The organism is Streptomyces sp. NPDC003042 (genome assembly GCF_053591315.1).
In genome coordinates, this window is the sequence record NZ_JBSFTP010000003.1 from 60,565 (window position 1) to 76,025 (window position 15,461).

The window sequence follows — 15,461 nt, forward strand, 5'->3', positions numbered from 1 at the left end:
CCCGCTCAGGGCCCTTCCGACGGGCGCCAGGTGTAGCGGTGTTCCGGGCGGCCGGTCTCGCCGTAGCGCAGGGCCAGCGTGACGCGGCCGCTGCGGTCAAGGAGCTTCAGGTAGCGCTGGGCGGTCTGGCGGCTGATGCCCGCGCGGTCGGCGATCTGCTGGGTGGAAAGGGGTCCCCCGGCGGTGCGCAGGACCTGGCGGACCAGTTCCGCGGTGGTGGGGGAGTGCCCTTTGGGCATTTCGTTCGGGGACCCGGCCGCGGCGAGCGCTCCGAAGATCCGGTCCACCTCGGCCTGTTCGGCCTCGCCACCACCGGAGAGGGAGCGGCGAAGGGCGGCGTAGGCCTCCAGTTTCGAGCGCAGGCCGGTGAAGGTGAACGGCTTGACCAGGTACTGGAGGGCGCCGAGGCGCATGGCCGCCTGGACCGTGGCCAGGTCACGAGCGGCCGTGACCATGATCACGTCGGTGTGGTGGCCGAGCTGGCGCAGGCGGCGTACCAGGTCGAGGCCGTTCTCGTCCGGGAGGTAGTGGTCGAGGAGGACCAGGTCCACCGGGTGGGCGGTGAGGAACTCCAGTGCCGCGGCGGCCGTATGGGCCTGAGCGGTCACCTGGAAGCCGGGAACCTTCGCCACGTAGGCCGCGTTGATCCTGGCAACACGCACGTCGTCGTCGACGACCAATACGTGGACCAGGGTTCCGTGCTGGGGCGTCTTGTGGACCGGCGTCCCGTTCATCTCAGGGCCTCCGGAAGTACGACGGAGAACTCCGCCCCTCCGTCCGCTGCTTCGCCGGCCCGGGCGCTGCCGCCCTGCCGCTCCGCGAGGCGGCGTACGAGGGCCAGGCCGAGCCCGCGCTCGCGGTGGGCCTTGGGCTGCTTGGTCGACCAGCCCTCGGTGAAGATCTCCTCGCGGCGTCCGGCGGGGATCCCGGGGCCGCTGTCGCGCACCCGCAGGACGGCCGTGCGGCCCTGCGCGCGGATGTCGACCTCGACCAGGGGAGCGGCCGAACCCGCCGCCGCGTCCAGGGCGTTGTCCACGAGATTGCCCAGGATGGTGACGAGTCCGCCGGGGTCCACCAGGCGGTCGGGCAGGAGGCTGGTCGCGGCCAGCCGGAGGGGGACGCCCCGCTCGGCGGCGACGGTGGCCTTGCCGACCAGCAGGGCGGCCAGCAGGGGGTCGTGGACCTTCTCGGTGACCTGCTCGGCAGTGGTGCGGTGCACTCCGACGACCTCGGTCACGAACTCCACGGCTTCCTCGTGCAGTCCCAGTTCGAGCAGGCCGAGGAGGGTATGGAGGCGGTTGGCGTGCTCGTGGTCCTGCGCGCGCAGGGCGTCGATCAGGCCCTTGGTGGAGTCGAGCTCGCGGCCCAGGTGCTCCAGTTCGGTGCGGTCGCGCAGGGTGGCGACGGCGCCGCCGTCCGCGGTGGGCATCCGGTTGGCGACCAGGACCCGCGCGCCCTGGACGGTGAGGAGATCGCGCCCGGTGGCGCGGCCGGAGAGGACGTCGGTGGTGCGGCCCGCGCCCAGTACGTCGTCCAGCGGGCGTCCGGCGAGGGCGTGCGGGCTGTGCGGGGCGAGGCCCAGGAGGCGGGCGGCCTCGTCGTTGACCAGCCGGATCCGGCCGTCCTTGTCGAGGGCGATCACGCCTTCGCGGATGGAGTGCAGCATCGCCTCGCGCTCCGCGAGGAGGCCGGCGATATCGGAGAAGGCCAGGTCGCGGGTCTGGCGCTGGATCCTGCGCGAGAGCAGATAGGCGGCGAGCGCACCGGCCGCCAGGGCGCCGCCGGCGTAGGCCAGCAGACCGGGGATGGCGCCGAGCAGTCGGGCCTGGACGCTGTCGTAGGCGATGCCGACCGAGACCGCGCCGACGATCTCGCCGTCGGCGGCGATGAGCGGAACCTTGCCGCGGGCCGAGCGGCCCAGGGTGCCGTCGTCGATCTCCATCACGTCGCGGCCCGCCAGAGCGTCGCTCGGGTCGGTCGAGACCGGCAGCCCGATCCGGCCCGGGCTGGGGTGCGAGCGGCGGATCCCGTTCAGATCGAGCACGACCACGTACTCGGCCCCGGTCGCCCTGCGGATCCGCTCGGCCGCGGACTGCACCGGAGTGTCCGCCATCGGCACCGTCGCCAGGACGTCGGCGGCCAGGGAAGGGTCGGCGGCGGCGCTCTGGGCGATGGCCAGGGCGCGCCGCATGGCCTGGTCGTCCAGCTGGGCGCTGAGGGGGGCCAGGAAGAGGCCGGTGGCCAGCACGAGGACGCCGGCGGCGATGGCCAGCTGGGTGAGGAGGATCTGGGAGACGGCCCTTCTGGGCAGCCCGAGGCGCCGAGCGCTCATGAGGGGGAACCGCATGACCAGTAACCGTAGGTCGCCTCCGGCAAAAGCGGAATGTCCTCGGTGTCCGGACTTCGACGGTGCCGGGCGCCGTCCAGGCTGCCCCGGGGCGGGCTCCGGCCCGTTCACGGTGCCCCGGCGGCCGCTCCTGGCGGGCCAGGTTCCACGGTTCGCTGCGGGAGAAGTAGGCGTCGTAGGACTCCTGGACGTCCAGAAGGGACTCGGGCGGCACCTTGCCGTAGGCGATGCGCTCCAGGTGGCGGAAGTGCTCGAACCGTCCGACACCGGGCGCGATGACGATGGGATGTCGGCATTCTCACCAGGTGCGGCGGCGAGGGCGTGGTCGAGGCCGGGCGGGACGACGACCAGGTCGCTGCGCCCGGCGGTCACCACCTGGTCGCCCGAAGGAGCTGCGCGGTGCCAGGTAGACGCGCGGGGTGGACAGGGCGCCGCCGGTGAAGCTGCTGTCGGCGAGGAGCCGGCTGGTGCTGCCCCACCGCGATGCACCGCCGCCCTCCGCCGGGTTCACCGTGGCGGTCCCCCCGGTCGCCCGTACGCTCGGCGAACTGGCCGATCGCCTGGGCCGCGACGCCGAGGCGATCGCCGAGCGGTGACGTAGCCCGTGAGGCCGGGGCGGGCGGCCTGCGGGGTGAGGTGAGGGGGCATTGCCTAGGGGAGGGGCTGAGGTGGGCGGGGGCCCTGGTAATGACCGCTCGGGCGCATCCGCAGGGGCCGTTCCCGGTACTCCTCCAGTGCGTGTGCGATCCAGCCCGCGGTACGGGCCACCGCGAAGACGGTCTCGCCGGCCTCCGGTCCCATGCCGCAGGACACCGTGAGCACCGCCAGAGCCAGGTCCACATTGGCGTGCAGGCCGGGCCGCCGGGCGGCGGTGGTCGCGACCACCTCGCGGGCGGCCGCGAGCGCGGGACCGGCCTGGGGCAGCGTCTCCAGACGCGCGAACAGGGCCCGGGCCCGCGGGTCCTCGCCCGCGTACAGCCGGTGCCCGAGGCCAGGGACCCGCCGGCCCGCCCGCAGATGGTCCGCGACCACCGGCGCGGCGCCGCCCCGCTCCAGCGCCTCGGCCAGCATCCGGTGCGCGAGCCGCCCGGCCGCGCCGTGCAAGGGCCCTTCGAGCGCGCCCAGCCCGGCGGACACCGCCGCGTACGGATGGGCCCGCGCCGACGCGGCCACCCGTACGGCCAGGGTCGAGGCGGCCAGGTCGTGGTCGATGAGCAGCCCCAGCGCGAGGTCCAGGGTGTCCAGAGCCGCCGGATCCGGCTCGCGTACGGTCAGCCGGCTCCACAGCTGCCAGGCCGTCGGCCCCGTCCCGCGACCGTGCGGCCCCGCCATCGGCAGGGCGCCGACCAGCGTGGGGATCAGGCAGCGCGCGGAGCCCAGTACGGCCTCCGGGGACAGGTCGAAGCGCAGCGGGTCCGCGACCGCCGCGGCGGCCGTCGCCACGCGGAGCCGGTCGAGCGGCCCGCTGTGCTCGGGCAGCGAGGCGACCGCCCGCCGGGCCGCGGCCAGGGACTCGGGGGGAGCGGTGAACCGGGCGCCGCGCGTGAGGGTCCCGGTCCAGAGCCACTCGGCGACCTCCTCGTAGGCGTAGCGCGAGGCCAGTTCCACGGCGTCGACGCCCCGGAAGTAGTACCGGTCGGGCTCGATCAGCGTGAGCGAGGTCCGTACGGCGAGCTCCCCGGCGGGGGCCGTGGCCGCCTCGCGGCGGCTGCGCCGGCCCAGCGCCTCCACCTCGCGCGCGTCGAAGCTGCTGCCGCGCCCGACCGGGTCGCGCCGGCTGGTGAGCTGGCCGCGGCTGACGTACGCGTACACGGTCGCCGGCTTCACGCCGAGCACTTCCGCGGCTTCGCGGGTGCTCAGCCGGGGTGTGCCGACCGCCTCATCAGTCATGACGGCCACCCTATACATATTGATTCAATCAACATTGACAGCGATTGAATCCATGACGGATGGTCCTTCCATGAACAACAACCCCACCGTCGACGTACCCCGCGGTCTCGCGGGAGTCGTGGTCACCGAGACCGAGCTCGGTGACGTCAGAGGCCGCGAGGGCTTCTACCACTACCGCCAGTACTCGGCCGTTGACCTCGCCGAGAGCCGCGGCTTCGAGGACGTGTGGCACCTGATGTTCCGCGGCGTCCTGCCGGCCGATGCCGCCGAGCGGGCCGCCTTCGCCGCCGAGATCGCCCCGCTGCGCCGACTGCCCGCCGAGGTACGGGACGCCCTGCCGGCCCTCGCCCGGGCCACCGCGCTCTCCGGCCCGCTCGCCGGGCTGCGCACCGCGCTCTCGCTGCTCGGAGCCTTCGCCGGCTTCCGCCCCGTCTACGACCTCGCCCCCACCCGCCGGGCCGCCGACGCCCTGGCCGCCTGCGCCGCCGTACCGACCCTGCTCACCGCACTGCACCGGCTGGGGCAGGGCCTGGAGCCGGTCGAGCCGCGCGACGACCTCCCGTACGCCGCCAACTACCTCTACATGCTGACCGGACAGGAGCCCGACCCGGTCAGGGCCCGCGCGGTCGAGCGGTACTTGATCTCCACCATCGACCACGGTTTCAACGCCTCGACCTTCACCGCCCGCGTGATCGCCTCCACCGGCGCCGATGTCGCGGCCTGCCTGACCGGGGCGATCGGCGCGCTCTCGGGCCCCCTGCACGGCGGCGCCCCCAGCCGGGCCCTGGACACCCTCGACGCCATCGGCACGGCCGACCGGATCGGGCCGTGGATCCGGGAGCGGGTCCTGGCGGGGGACCGGATCATGGGCTTCGGTCACCCCGTGTACCGCACCGAGGACCCGCGCTCACGCATGCTGCGTGACATTGCCCGCCAGTTCGGCGGCCCCCTCGTGGAATTCGCCGTCGAGGTCGAGCGCCAGGTCGAGGAGATCCTCGCCGAGCTGAAGCCGGGCCGGGAACTGCACACCAACGTGGAGTTCTACGCGGGCGTGGTCATGGAGCTGTGCGGGCTGCCGCGCGAGATGTTCACCCCCACCTTCTGCGCTGCCCGCGTGGTCGGCTGGAGCGCGAACGTCCTGGAGCAGGCCGCCGATTCGAAGATCATCCGCCCCGCCGCCCGGTACACCGGCCCCGTCCCGCCCCGGCCGGTGCCCCCGCTCGCCTGACGGACAGCTGACGGCCCGCCTCACCGCCCGCCTCACCGCCCGCCTCATGGCCCGCCTGGCTACGATCGGCCGGGTGAACAGCAGGCAGCCCATCCCCGTCGTCGTCCTCGCCGGATTCCTCGGATCCGGCAAGACGACCGTGCTCAACCATCTCCTCGCCCACCGCGGAGGCACCCGCATCGGAGTCGTCGTCAACGACTTCGGATCCATCGAGATCGACGCGATGGCGGTGGCCGGCCAGGTCGGCGACTCGATGGTCTCGCTCGGCGGCGGCTGCATCTGCTGCGCGGTCGACGGCAGTGAGCTGGACGCGTACCTGGAGAAGCTCTCCGCCCCCGCCCACCGGATCGATGTGATCGTCATCGAGGCGAGCGGGCTGGCCGAGCCCCAGGAGATGATCCGGATGCTGATGGCCGGCGAGAATCCGGACGTCCGGTACGGGGGCATGGTGCAGGTCGTGGACGCCGCCGAGTTCGACGCGACGCGGGCCAGGCACCCGGAGACCGACCGGCACCTGGCCGTCGCGGACCTGGTCGTGCTGAACAAGACCGACCGGGTGGATCCCGCCGAGCGGGCCCGGATCCGGGCGCAGCTCACCGCGCTGTGCGCCCCGGGCACCCCGGTCGTCGGCGCCGACCACGGGCGGATCGACCCGGAACTGCTCTTCGACCGCCGCCCCTGGACCGAGACCCGCGGACAGCTCTCCTTCGAGGACCTCCTCGCGCAGGCCGACGGTCACGACCACTCCTCCCACGCTCACGCGGCGTACGAGAGCGTCGAGTTCGCCTCGGACCAGGCCCTGTCCCCGCGCCGGTTCATCGACTTCCTCGACCGCCGCCCGGCCGGGCTCTACCGGATCAAGGGCTTCGTCTGGTTCGGCGTACCCGGCCACGAGGAGCGCTACGAGATCCACGCGGTAGGCCGCTTCCTGCGCTTCGGCCCCGGCCCCTGGGGGCGGGGCGAGCCCCGCCGGACCCAGCTGGTCCTGATCGGCTCCGGCATCGACGGCCCCGCGCTGCTGCGCGACCTGGAGGCCTGCCGTGAAACGGCTCCTCGGAAGGCGCGCCCCGAGAGCATGTGGGGCGTCCTGCGGTACGTTCCCCAGCCCGCCCCCGAAGCCACGGCCGAAGCGGAACTCGACCCCGACCCCGACCCCGATCCCGATCCCGCCTAGGCGACCTCGATGCCGAACTCCCGCAGCAGGTCCTCCAGCCCGCCCCGGTAGCCCTTGCCGCCGATCACGAAGTCCCAGTCGCCGTTCTCCCGGCGCCGGAAGGAACCCAGCACCAGCGCGGTCTCACCGGCCCGGCCGTCGGAGACCTCCAGTTGCCCGGCCTCCGCGCCTGCCGCGTCGAGGAGCCGGATCCGGGCGTCGGTGAAGCCGGCCAGGTCGGCGTGCGGATTGACCTCCGGGTCGATCGCGGCCACCAGGACCAGCCGGTCGGCCTGCTGCGGCAGGCCGTCGAAGGTGACCTCCAGCGCGGCCTTGTCGGGCGCCGCGTGCGCGTGGGCGCGGACCGAGCCGTCCGGGGTGCGCGGATTGTTGAAGAAGACGAAGTGGTCCTCGCTCAGCACCCGGTTGCCGGCGCACACCAGCGCGCACACGTCGAGCGCGACGGAGCCCGACCAGTACATGCCGAGCACGTTGTGGTCGGCGGGCGACTCGGGTTCGGGCTCGGGCGTCCGCTGTGCCGGGACGGCGGCGGAGGCCGGGCCGCCGCCCAGCCGTCCCCGTAGCCCGTACTGGTGCAGCAGCGCGACGAGTTCGACCCCGGGAACCAATTCCAGCGGCTTGCCGTTGGCAAAGGTGTACGACCCGGGTCCGAAGGACGAGGTGGTGACCAGCACCCCCTTGTTCGCCCCCGCGTCCTGGACCGTGCCGTACAGGTCCCGTACCGCCGTCGGCGGCACGGTGTTGCGGTAGCGCTTGACCTGCACGACGATCCGCCCGCCCCGGATCGGCGCCGGGTCCAGCGCCTCGACGTCCACGCCGCCGTCGCCCGACCGCTGCGTGGTCACCGCCTCCATGCCCATCGCCCGGAACAGTTCCGCCACCAGGTTCTCGAACGCGATCGGATCCATCGCGAAGAGGTCGGGCTCGTCCTCGCCGCTTCCGTGCTCGCCGCCGTGGGTGACCACTCCGCCGACATCGCCGGGCGTGCGGCCGGGGCGTACGGCGGTCAGTTGGTCAGGCCGCGCCGACAGCTGCCCGCGGAGTCCGTCGATCAGGCAGTCCACCGCGCTGACCTGCTCCAGACGCAGGCCCTCGAAAGCGGACCGCTCCGCCGACACCGTGGCCAGCACGATCTGCGCCTGCCGCCCCGTCACCGGATCGTGGTCGTCCACGAAGCCGTTGACCACGACCGAGTCCAGCACACCGAACTCGTCCGCCGCGTACAGCTCCCGCACCACCAGCAGCACGCACTGCGCGAGCAGGTCCCGGTACAGCGACCGCCGCTGCGTGGCGGGGCGGGCCGTCTCCTTGTCCTGGTCCGTACTCGGCACGTACCGGACGGACTTGGCCTCCGGAACCACGGCGTACCCGGGAAGCTCCCAGTCCAGCACCAGCTGGCGGGCCCCCGGGTCGTAGGCGGCGGACACCTGCCTCGGCAGCCCCTGCGGCCAGGCCGCGGAGGAGTACAGCGCAGCCGAGAAGTACTCGACGGACGCCTCGGGATCGCCCGCGCGCAGGGCCGCGGCCAGTGCGGTCAGCCCGCTGTTGTGCGCACGGATCCCGGCGAGCTGCTCGGCCGCCCACCGGTCGTACTGCTGCCGGTACGCCGCCAGTTGCTGCTGGCGCTGTCCCTCCGCGGCGTGGGCGGCCTGCCAGGCCTGGGTGTAACGGGCGTGCGCCTCCCGCTCCGCCTGGGCCCGCCGGCCGGAGCCGAGCGTCCAGCCGCTGCTCTGCTGCTGGAACTGCTGGAGGTGCGGCATCGCAACGGGATGGGCCAGGGTCCCCGGATCGAACGGTTCCAGCTGCTCGGGCCGGATCAGCGTGGCCGTCCGGAACGCCGGCGCCCGACAGCCCGTGGCCAACAGGCCCTGCAGGGCGGCGACCTCGGCGTCGATCCGTTCGGTCCGCCGCCGGGCCTCGGCCTCGCGGCGCTGCTTGTAGGCGGCCTGCTGCTCCCGTTGGCCCCGGGCCACGTCCCGCTCGTACGCCCGCTGCCGGCGCTCGGCCTCCCGCTGCTGCACCAGCTGCCTCTGCTGCGCCAGACGCTGGGTCTGCGCCCAGTCCCCGATCAATCCACCCGGCCGACGACTCATCAGCTCTTACCCCCACCCCGCCACACACCCGCACCGACGGGGAAACACTAGGGGGTATCCGACCGGCATCCGGGGTGTACGGCCCAAGGACCGCACACCCCGCACGCCGTACGTCCTACAGAGCGGCCCCCGCCAGCGCCGCGACCGTCGCGGGCAGCGCGGTGCCCGAGCCGTCCCGCCGCGGATCCACGGGCGGCAGCTCGGCCGGAGCGCCGTTCGCCGCGGCCGCGCGGACGGGACTGCCGCCGGCCCAGGCCAGTACGAGCACGTCCTCGCCCTTGAGGAACCGCTGGCAGCGCACGCCGCCGGTGGCCCGGCCCTTGCGCGGGTACTGGTCGAAGGGGGTCAGCTTCCCGGAGATCACCGAGTCGTCCAGCGTCCCGTGCGAGCCCGCCACCGTGAACACCATGGCGTCCCGGGCCGGGTCGACGGCCGAGAAGTGGATCACCTTGGCGTTCTCGGCGAGCTTGACGCCCGCCATACCGCCCGCCGGGCGGCCCTGCGGGCGTACCTGGCCCGCCGGGTAGCGCAGCAGCTGGGCGTCGTCGGTGATGAAGACCAGGTCCTCCTCGCCCGTGCGCAGCTCGACCGCGCCGACGATCCGGTCACCCTCCTTGAGGGTGATGACCTCCAGCTCGTCCTTGTTGGCCGGGTAGTCCGGCACGACCCGCTTGACCACGCCCTGCTCGGTGCCGAGCGCCAGGCCCTGCGAGGACTCGTCCAGCGAGGTCAGGCAGATCACCTTCTCGTCCGGCTCCAGCGCGGAGATGAACTCGCTGACCGGAGCGCCGCCCGCGAGGGTCGGCGCCGCCGCCGTGTCCGGCAGCTGCGGCAGGTCGATCACGGACAGCCGCAGCAGGCGGCCCGTGGAGGTGACGACGCCGACCTCGGCCCGCGCGGTCGCCAGGACCCGCGAGACGATCAGGTCGTGCTTGGCGCGCTTGCCGTCGGCCTCGGGCAGCGGCGCACCGGTCACGGTGCGGGCCAGCAGGCCGGTCGAGGAGAGCAGGACGTGGCACGGGTCGTCCGCGACCTCCAGCGGTACGGCCGAGACCGTCGTGCCCGCCGACTCCAGCAGGACCGTACGCCGCTCCGTGCCGAACTTCTTCGCCACCACGGCCAGTTCCGCCGAGACCAGCTTGCGCAGCTCGTTGTCCGAATCCAGGATCCCGGTCAGCTCGTCGATCTCGCCGGTCAGCCGGTCGCGCTCGGTCTCCAGCTCGATCCGGTCGAAACGGGTCAGCCGGCGCAGCGGCGTGTCCAGGATGTACTGGGTCTGGATCTCGCTGAGCGAGAAGTACTCGATCAGCCGTTCCTTGGCCTGCGCCGAGTTGTCGCTGGACCGGATGAGGCGGATGACCTCGTCGATGTCGATCAGGGCCACCAGCAGGCCCTCGACCAGGTGCAGCCGGTCGCGCCGCTTGGTGCGGCGGAACTCGCTGCGGCGGCGCACGACCTCGAAGCGGTGGTCCAGGTAGACCTCCAGCAGCTCCTTGAGGCCCAGCGTCAGCGGCTGCCCGTCGACCAGCGCGACGTTGTTGATGCCGAAGGACTCCTCCATCGGCGTCAGCTTGTAGAGCTGCTCCAGCACGGCCTCCGGGTGGAAGCCGTTCTTGATCTCGATGACCAGGCGCAGCCCGTGCGAGCGGTCGGTGAGGTCCTTGACGTCGGCGATGCCCTGGAGCTTCTTCGAACCGACCAGGTCCTTGATCTTCGCGATGACCTTCTCGGGGCCCACCGCGAAGGGCAGTTCGGTGACGACCAGACCCTTGCGGCGGGGCGTCACGTCCTCCACCGCCACCGTCGCGCGGATCTTGAAGGTGCCTCGACCGTTCTCGTAGGCGTCCTTGATCCCGGAGAGGCCCACGATCCGCCCGCCGGTGGGCAGGTCGGGGCCCGGCACGAAGCGCATCAGCGCCTCCAGGTCCGCCTGCGGGTAGCGGATCAGGTGGCGGGCGGCCGCGATGACCTCGCCCAGGTTGTGCGGGGCCATGTTGGTGGCCATGCCGACCGCGATCCCGGAGGCGCCGTTGACCAGCAGGTTCGGGTAGGCCGCGGGCAGGGCGACCGGCTCGCGCTCCTGGCCGTCGTAGTTGGCGGTGAAGTCGACGGTGTCCTCGTCGATCGACTCCGTCATCAGCGACGTGGCGTCGGCCATCCGGCACTCTGTGTAACGCATGGCGGCCGGCGGGTCGTCGTTGCCGAGCGAACCGAAGTTGCCGTGGCCGTCGACCAGCGGCAGCCGCATCGAGAAGGGCTGCGCCATGCGCACGAGGGCGTCGTAGATCGACGCGTCACCGTGCGGGTGCAGCTTGCCCATGACCTCGCCGACGACGCGGGCGCACTTCACATAGCCGCGGTCGGGGCGCAGGCCCATCTCGTTCATCTGGTAGACGATGCGCCGGTGCACCGGCTTCAGGCCGTCGCGGGCGTCCGGCAGGGCGCGGGAGTAGATCACCGAGTACGCGTACTCGAGGAAGGAGCCCTGCATTTCGTCGACGACGTCGATGTCGAGGATCTTCTCCTCGAAATCCTCCGGCGGCGGGGTCTTCGTGCTGCGGCGGGCCATCGCTGCGCGGCTCCTTAACCAAGAATCGGGGTGTACTCGGGGTGTACGGGGTCTCTGACGGGGGTTGACGCGGACCATTGTGGCCCGAGGCGCCGACAACGCCGACTCCGACCCAGGTCCGGACCGGGAACTTCTACGGCGTCCGGCGCGCTTGCATACAGTGGCAGGTCTGACAGAAATCTCTGCATCGCGATCGAAGGGACCACATGCCCATGGGTCACACGGCCACAGCTCAGGCCGGCTCCGGCGGCCTGACAGCGACCGAGCACCGGCTGGCCAACGGCCTGCGCGTGGTGCTGTCCGAGGACCACCTCACCCCGGTCGCCGCCGTCTGCCTCTGGTACGACGTCGGCTCCCGCCATGAAGTCAAGGGGCGGACCGGCCTGGCTCACCTCTTCGAGCACCTGATGTTCCAGGGCTCGGCGAGCGTACCGGGCAACGGACACTTCGAGCTCGTCCAGGGAGCCGGCGGCTCCCTCAACGGCACGACCAGTTTCGAGCGCACCAACTACTTCGAGACGATGCCGGCCCACCAGCTGGAACTCGCCCTGTGGCTGGAGGCGGACCGCATGGGCTCGCTGCTGGCCGCCCTGGACGACGAGTCCATGGAGAACCAGCGCGACGTCGTCAAGAACGAGCGCCGACAGCGCTACGACAACGTCCCGTACGGCACCGCCTTCGAGAAGCTGACCGCCCTCGCCTACCCCGAGGGCCACCCGTACCACCACACCCCGATCGGCTCGATGGCCGACCTGGACGCCGCGTCCCTCGAGGACGCGCGCAACTTCTTCCGTACGTACTACGCGCCCAACAACGCCGTGCTGGCGGTCGTCGGCGACATCGACCCCGAGCAGGCGCTCGCCTGGGTCGAGAAGTACTTCGGCAGCATCCCGGCGCACGACGGCAAGCAGCCGCCGCGCGAGGGCTCGCTCCCCGAGGTCATGGGCGAGCAGCTCCGCGAGGAGATCGTCGAGGAGGTCCCGGCCCGTGCGCTGATGGCGGCCTACCGCCTCCCGCACGACGGCACCCGCGAGTGCGACGCCGCCGACGTGGCGCTGACCGTGCTCGGCGGTGGCGAGTCCTCCCGCCTGCACAACCGGCTGGTACGCCGCGACCAGACCGCCGTGGCCGCCGGATTCGGCATGCTGCGCCTGGCCGGAGCGCCCTCGCTCGGCTGGCTCGACGTCAAGACCTCCAGCGGTGTCGAGGTACCCGCCATCGAGGCCGCCGTGGACGAGGAGCTCGCGCGGTTCGCCGCCGAAGGCCCCACGGCCGAGGAGATGGAGCGCGCCCAGGCGCAGCTGGAGCGCGAATGGCTGGACCGGCTGAGCACGGTCGCCGGCCGCGCGGACGAACTGTGCCGCTTCGCGGTGCTGTTCGGCGACCCGCAGCTGGCGCTGAGCGCCGTCCAGCGTCTCCTCGACATCACCGCCGAGGAGGTGCAGGCCGTGGCCGCGGCCCGACTGCGCCCCGACAACCGCGCGGTGCTGGTCTACGAGCCGCTGGCCGACGGTGACGCCGACGAGACCGACGAGACCGACGAGAACGAGGGGGCGGAGCAGTGAGCGACACCGCAGCCGTCACGATGACCTTCCACCCGCGGCCGCAGGCCGGCGAGGCCAAGCCCTGGGCCTTCCCGGCCCCCGAGCGCGGCACGCTCGCCAACGGCCTGACCGTGCTGCGCTGCCACCGCCCCGGCCAGCAGGTGGTGGCGGTCGAGGTCAACCTCGCCGCCCCGCTGGACGCCGAGCCCCAGGGCCTCGACGGCGTGGCCACGATCATGGCCCGCGCGCTGTCGGAGGGCACCGACAAGCACTCCGCCGAGGAGTTCTCCGCCGAGCTGGAGCGCTGCGGCGCCACGCTCGACGCACACGCCGACCACCCGGGCCTGCGGGTCTCCCTGGAGGTCCCGGCCTCGCGCCTGCAGAAGGCGCTGGGCCTGCTCGCCGAGGCGCTGCGCGCTCCCGCCTTCGCCGACAGCGAGGTCGACCGGCTGGTGCGCAACCGGCTCGACGAGATCCCGCACGAGCTGGCCAACCCGCAGCGCCGCGCCGCCAAGGAGCTCTCCAAGGAACTCTTCCCGGCCACGCTGAGGATGTCGCGGCCGCGCCAGGGCACCGAGGAGACGGTCGCCCGGATCGACGCCGGGGCCGTACGCGCCTTCTACGAGGCCCACGTACGCCCCTCCACCGCCACCGCGGTGATCGTCGGCGACCTGACCGGCATCGACCTGGACGCGGTGCTGGCGGACAGCCTGGGCACCTGGACCGGCGGCACCGCCGAACCCCTCCCGGTCCCGCCGGTGACGGCCGACGACACGGCGCGCGTGATCATCGTGGACCGGCCCGGCGCGGTCCAGACGCAGCTGCTCATCGGCCGGATCGGGGCGGACCGCCACGACATCGTGTGGGCTCCCCAGGTGCTCGGCACGTACTGCCTCGGCGGCACCCTCACCTCCCGCCTGGACAAGGTGCTGCGCGAGGAGAAGGGGTACACGTACGGCGTGCGCGCCTTCGGCCAGGTGCTGCGCTCCACCGCCGACGGCAAGGGCGCCTCGATGCTCGCCATCAGCGGCTCGGTGGACACCCCCCACACCGGTCCGGCGCTGGACGACCTCTGGAAGGTGCTGCGCACCCTCGCCGAGGGCGGCCTGACCGACGCCGAACGGGACGTGGCGGTGCAGAACTTGGTGGGCGTGGCCCCGCTGAAGTTCGAGACGGCGGCCTCCGTGGCCGGCACTCTGGCCGACCAGGTCGAGCAGGAGCTGCCGGACGACTACCAGGCGCAGTTGTACGCGCGGCTGGCCGAAACGGGTACGGCGGAGGCGACTTCGGCGGTCGTGAACGCCTTCCCCGTGGACCGGCTGGTCACGATCCTGGTCGGCGACGCGGCGCAGATCGAGGAGCCCGTGCGGGCCCTCGGGATCGGCGCCGTGAGCGTCGTCGGCAACTGAGCGGCGGCTGACCGGGAACCGACCGGCAACTGGCTGTTTCTTGAGGGGCTCTGGCGGATGATCCGCCGGAGCCCCTTTTGCCCGTTTAGTGGTGTGGTTGCTTGTATGCGGTGTGGCGTACGCAACAAAAAGGCGCGTCTGTTTGGCGATTGGCTGATGATCCGCCTAGCGTCGGCCGTGCTGTTCGTCAGTGTGCCCGCCGCACCCGCGGCACCGGACAGCGATCGCCGAGTCCCCGTCAGGCGCGAGCCTGGGGAGCCGGGGACCCACATGCGTCCCTGGGGTGAATCGGACCGCCTCGCAAGAGGAGGCCCGTAGGAGACCTTCCTGCTCCGAACCCGTCAGCTAACCCGGTAGGCGAGAGGGAAGGAAAGGATCAACCCCTTCATGGCGTTTGGCAGTCGTGTTGCCGGTGACAAGCCCGTCAACAAGCACCGTGGTTCGAGCCGTCTGAGCCGCAAGACCGCCGGCTACGCCGGTATAGCCGCCCTCGCCACCACGGGCGTGGTCGGCACCCTGGCCGCCCCGGCATTCGCCGCGGACGCCGGCGCCCCCTCCATGGAGGACACCGGCCAGAACGCGATCGTCGTGGCCGACGGACTCCAGGGCGAGATCAAGGCACAGGCCGAGTCCCAGCAGCTCGCCGCCGACGCCGTCGCCGCCCAGGCGCAGGCCGAGGCCGACGCGAAGCAGCGGGCCGCGGAAGCCAAGCGGATGGCCGAGGCCAAGCAGAAGTCCGAGCGCGAGGCCCGTGAGGCCGCCGAGCGCGCGGCTCGCGAGGAGGCGCGCAAGCGCCTGAACACCTTCGTCTCCCCGATCGCGGGCTCCTACGTCAGCACCTCGTACGGCGCGGGCGGCGGCATGTGGTCCTCCGGCAGCCACACGGGCATCGACTTCCACGCCTCCCTCGGCACCTCGATCCGCGCCGTCGGCGCCGGTACGGTCGTCGAGGCCGGCTGGGGTGGCGCGTACGGCAACAACGTCGTCATCAAGCACAACGACGGTACGTACACCCAGTACGGGCACATGTCCTCCCTCAGCGTCTCCGCCGGCCAGCAGGTCGCCCCGGGCCAGCAGATCGGCCTGGCGGGCTCCACGGGCAACTCCAGCGGCGTGCACCTGCACTTCGAGGCCCGCACGGGCTCGCAGTACGGCTCGGACATCGACCCGATCGCGTACCTGCGCTCGCACGGCGTCAACGTCTGAC

At 72.6% G+C, this 15,461-nt stretch carries 11 protein-coding genes and 1 riboswitch; of the genes, 6 read left to right on the top strand and 5 right to left on the bottom strand.

The window, feature by feature from the left end:
• Positions 1–5 precede the first annotated feature (5 nt).
• Together ACWDYJ_RS02685 and ACWDYJ_RS02690 are read right to left on the bottom strand one after the other, a co-directional pair.
• Positions 6–734 carry a DUF7342 family protein gene (locus ACWDYJ_RS02685; RefSeq protein ID WP_451563629.1) on the bottom strand — a complete coding sequence of 243 codons (729 nt, stop codon included), beginning with the start codon at positions 732–734 and terminating at the stop codon, positions 6–8.
• Positions 731–2,347 carry an ATP-binding protein gene (locus tag ACWDYJ_RS02690; RefSeq protein WP_451563630.1) on the bottom strand — a complete coding sequence of 539 codons (1,617 nt, stop codon included), beginning with the start codon at positions 2,345–2,347 and terminating at the stop codon, positions 731–733. The genes ACWDYJ_RS02685 and ACWDYJ_RS02690 overlap by 4 nt, the downstream gene beginning before the upstream one ends.
• 419 nt (positions 2,348–2,766) lie before the next feature.
• Here ACWDYJ_RS02690 and ACWDYJ_RS02695 point away from each other — a divergent pair, with 419 nt between their 5' ends.
• Entirely contained in the window at positions 2,767–2,943 is a 177-nt protein-coding gene (locus ACWDYJ_RS02695; RefSeq protein ID WP_451563631.1) for a hypothetical protein, read from the top strand.
• 55 nt (positions 2,944–2,998) lie between these two features.
• Here ACWDYJ_RS02695 and ACWDYJ_RS02700 read toward each other — a convergent pair whose 3' ends face one another.
• The gene (locus ACWDYJ_RS02700) at positions 2,999–4,237 is read right to left on the bottom strand and encodes a citrate synthase (RefSeq protein WP_451563632.1); all 1,239 of its coding nucleotides are present in this window, start codon (positions 4,235–4,237) and stop codon (positions 2,999–3,001) included.
• A gap of 70 nt (positions 4,238–4,307) precedes the next feature.
• Between ACWDYJ_RS02700 and ACWDYJ_RS02705 the strand changes: the two genes are divergently transcribed.
• Positions 4,308–5,465, top strand: a complete 1,158-nt coding sequence (locus tag ACWDYJ_RS02705) for a citrate synthase/methylcitrate synthase (RefSeq protein WP_451563633.1) — start codon at positions 4,308–4,310, stop codon at positions 5,463–5,465.
• A 73-nt stretch (positions 5,466–5,538) separates the two neighbouring features.
• Positions 5,539–6,639 (top strand): CobW family GTP-binding protein, encoded by a 1,101-nt coding sequence (locus ACWDYJ_RS02710; RefSeq protein ID WP_451563634.1) that lies wholly within the window; start codon positions 5,539–5,541, stop codon positions 6,637–6,639.
• Here ACWDYJ_RS02710 and ACWDYJ_RS02715 read toward each other — a convergent pair.
• Complete coding sequence (locus tag ACWDYJ_RS02715) at positions 6,636–8,732, bottom strand: restriction endonuclease (protein WP_451563635.1); 2,097 nt, start codon at positions 8,730–8,732, stop codon at positions 6,636–6,638. The two genes, ACWDYJ_RS02710 and ACWDYJ_RS02715, sit on opposite strands and share 4 nt — an antisense overlap.
• Positions 8,733–8,847: 115 nt before the next feature.
• Positions 8,848–11,301 (bottom strand): DNA gyrase/topoisomerase IV subunit A, encoded by a 2,454-nt coding sequence (locus ACWDYJ_RS02720; protein ID WP_451563636.1) that lies wholly within the window; start codon positions 11,299–11,301, stop codon positions 8,848–8,850.
• A 212-nt stretch (positions 11,302–11,513) separates the two neighbouring features.
• Here ACWDYJ_RS02720 and ACWDYJ_RS02725 point away from each other — a divergent pair, with 212 nt between their 5' ends.
• From ACWDYJ_RS02725 to ACWDYJ_RS02735, 3 genes are all read left to right on the top strand, one after another.
• Positions 11,514–12,866: a M16 family metallopeptidase gene (locus tag ACWDYJ_RS02725; protein ID WP_451563637.1), complete on the top strand. Its 1,353-nt coding sequence runs from the start codon at positions 11,514–11,516 to the stop codon at positions 12,864–12,866.
• 20 nt (positions 12,867–12,886) lie between these two features.
• On the top strand, positions 12,887–14,254 hold the full coding sequence (locus ACWDYJ_RS02730) for a M16 family metallopeptidase (RefSeq protein WP_451563745.1): 1,368 nt from the start codon (positions 12,887–12,889) through the stop codon (positions 14,252–14,254).
• Between the two features lie 215 nt (positions 14,255–14,469).
• Positions 14,470–14,629, top strand: a riboswitch (cyclic di-AMP (ydaO/yuaA leader).
• A gap of 12 nt (positions 14,630–14,641) precedes the next feature.
• On the top strand, positions 14,642–15,460 hold the full coding sequence (locus ACWDYJ_RS02735; RefSeq protein ID WP_451563638.1) for a M23 family metallopeptidase: 819 nt from the start codon (positions 14,642–14,644) through the stop codon (positions 15,458–15,460).
• Position 15,461 lies beyond the last annotated feature (1 nt).

Coding starts and splice junctions, on each gene's coding strand:
- ACWDYJ_RS02730 (WP_451563745.1), top strand. CDS start 12,887: ATGACCTTCCACCCGCGGCCGCAGGCCGGCGAGGCCAAGCCCTGGGCC.
- ACWDYJ_RS02725 (WP_451563637.1), top strand. CDS start 11,514: ATGGGTCACACGGCCACAGCTCAGGCCGGCTCCGGCGGCCTGACAGCG.
- ACWDYJ_RS02690 (WP_451563630.1), bottom strand. CDS start 2,347: ATGCGGTTCCCCCTCATGAGCGCTCGGCGCCTCGGGCTGCCCAGAAGG.
- ACWDYJ_RS02735 (WP_451563638.1), top strand. CDS start 14,642: ATGGCGTTTGGCAGTCGTGTTGCCGGTGACAAGCCCGTCAACAAGCAC.
- ACWDYJ_RS02705 (WP_451563633.1), top strand. CDS start 4,308: ATGAACAACAACCCCACCGTCGACGTACCCCGCGGTCTCGCGGGAGTC.
- ACWDYJ_RS02700 (WP_451563632.1), bottom strand. CDS start 4,237: ATGACTGATGAGGCGGTCGGCACACCCCGGCTGAGCACCCGCGAAGCC.
- ACWDYJ_RS02715 (WP_451563635.1), bottom strand. CDS start 8,732: ATGAGTCGTCGGCCGGGTGGATTGATCGGGGACTGGGCGCAGACCCAG.
- ACWDYJ_RS02720 (WP_451563636.1), bottom strand. CDS start 11,301: ATGGCCCGCCGCAGCACGAAGACCCCGCCGCCGGAGGATTTCGAGGAG.
- ACWDYJ_RS02685 (WP_451563629.1), bottom strand. CDS start 734: ATGAACGGGACGCCGGTCCACAAGACGCCCCAGCACGGAACCCTGGTC.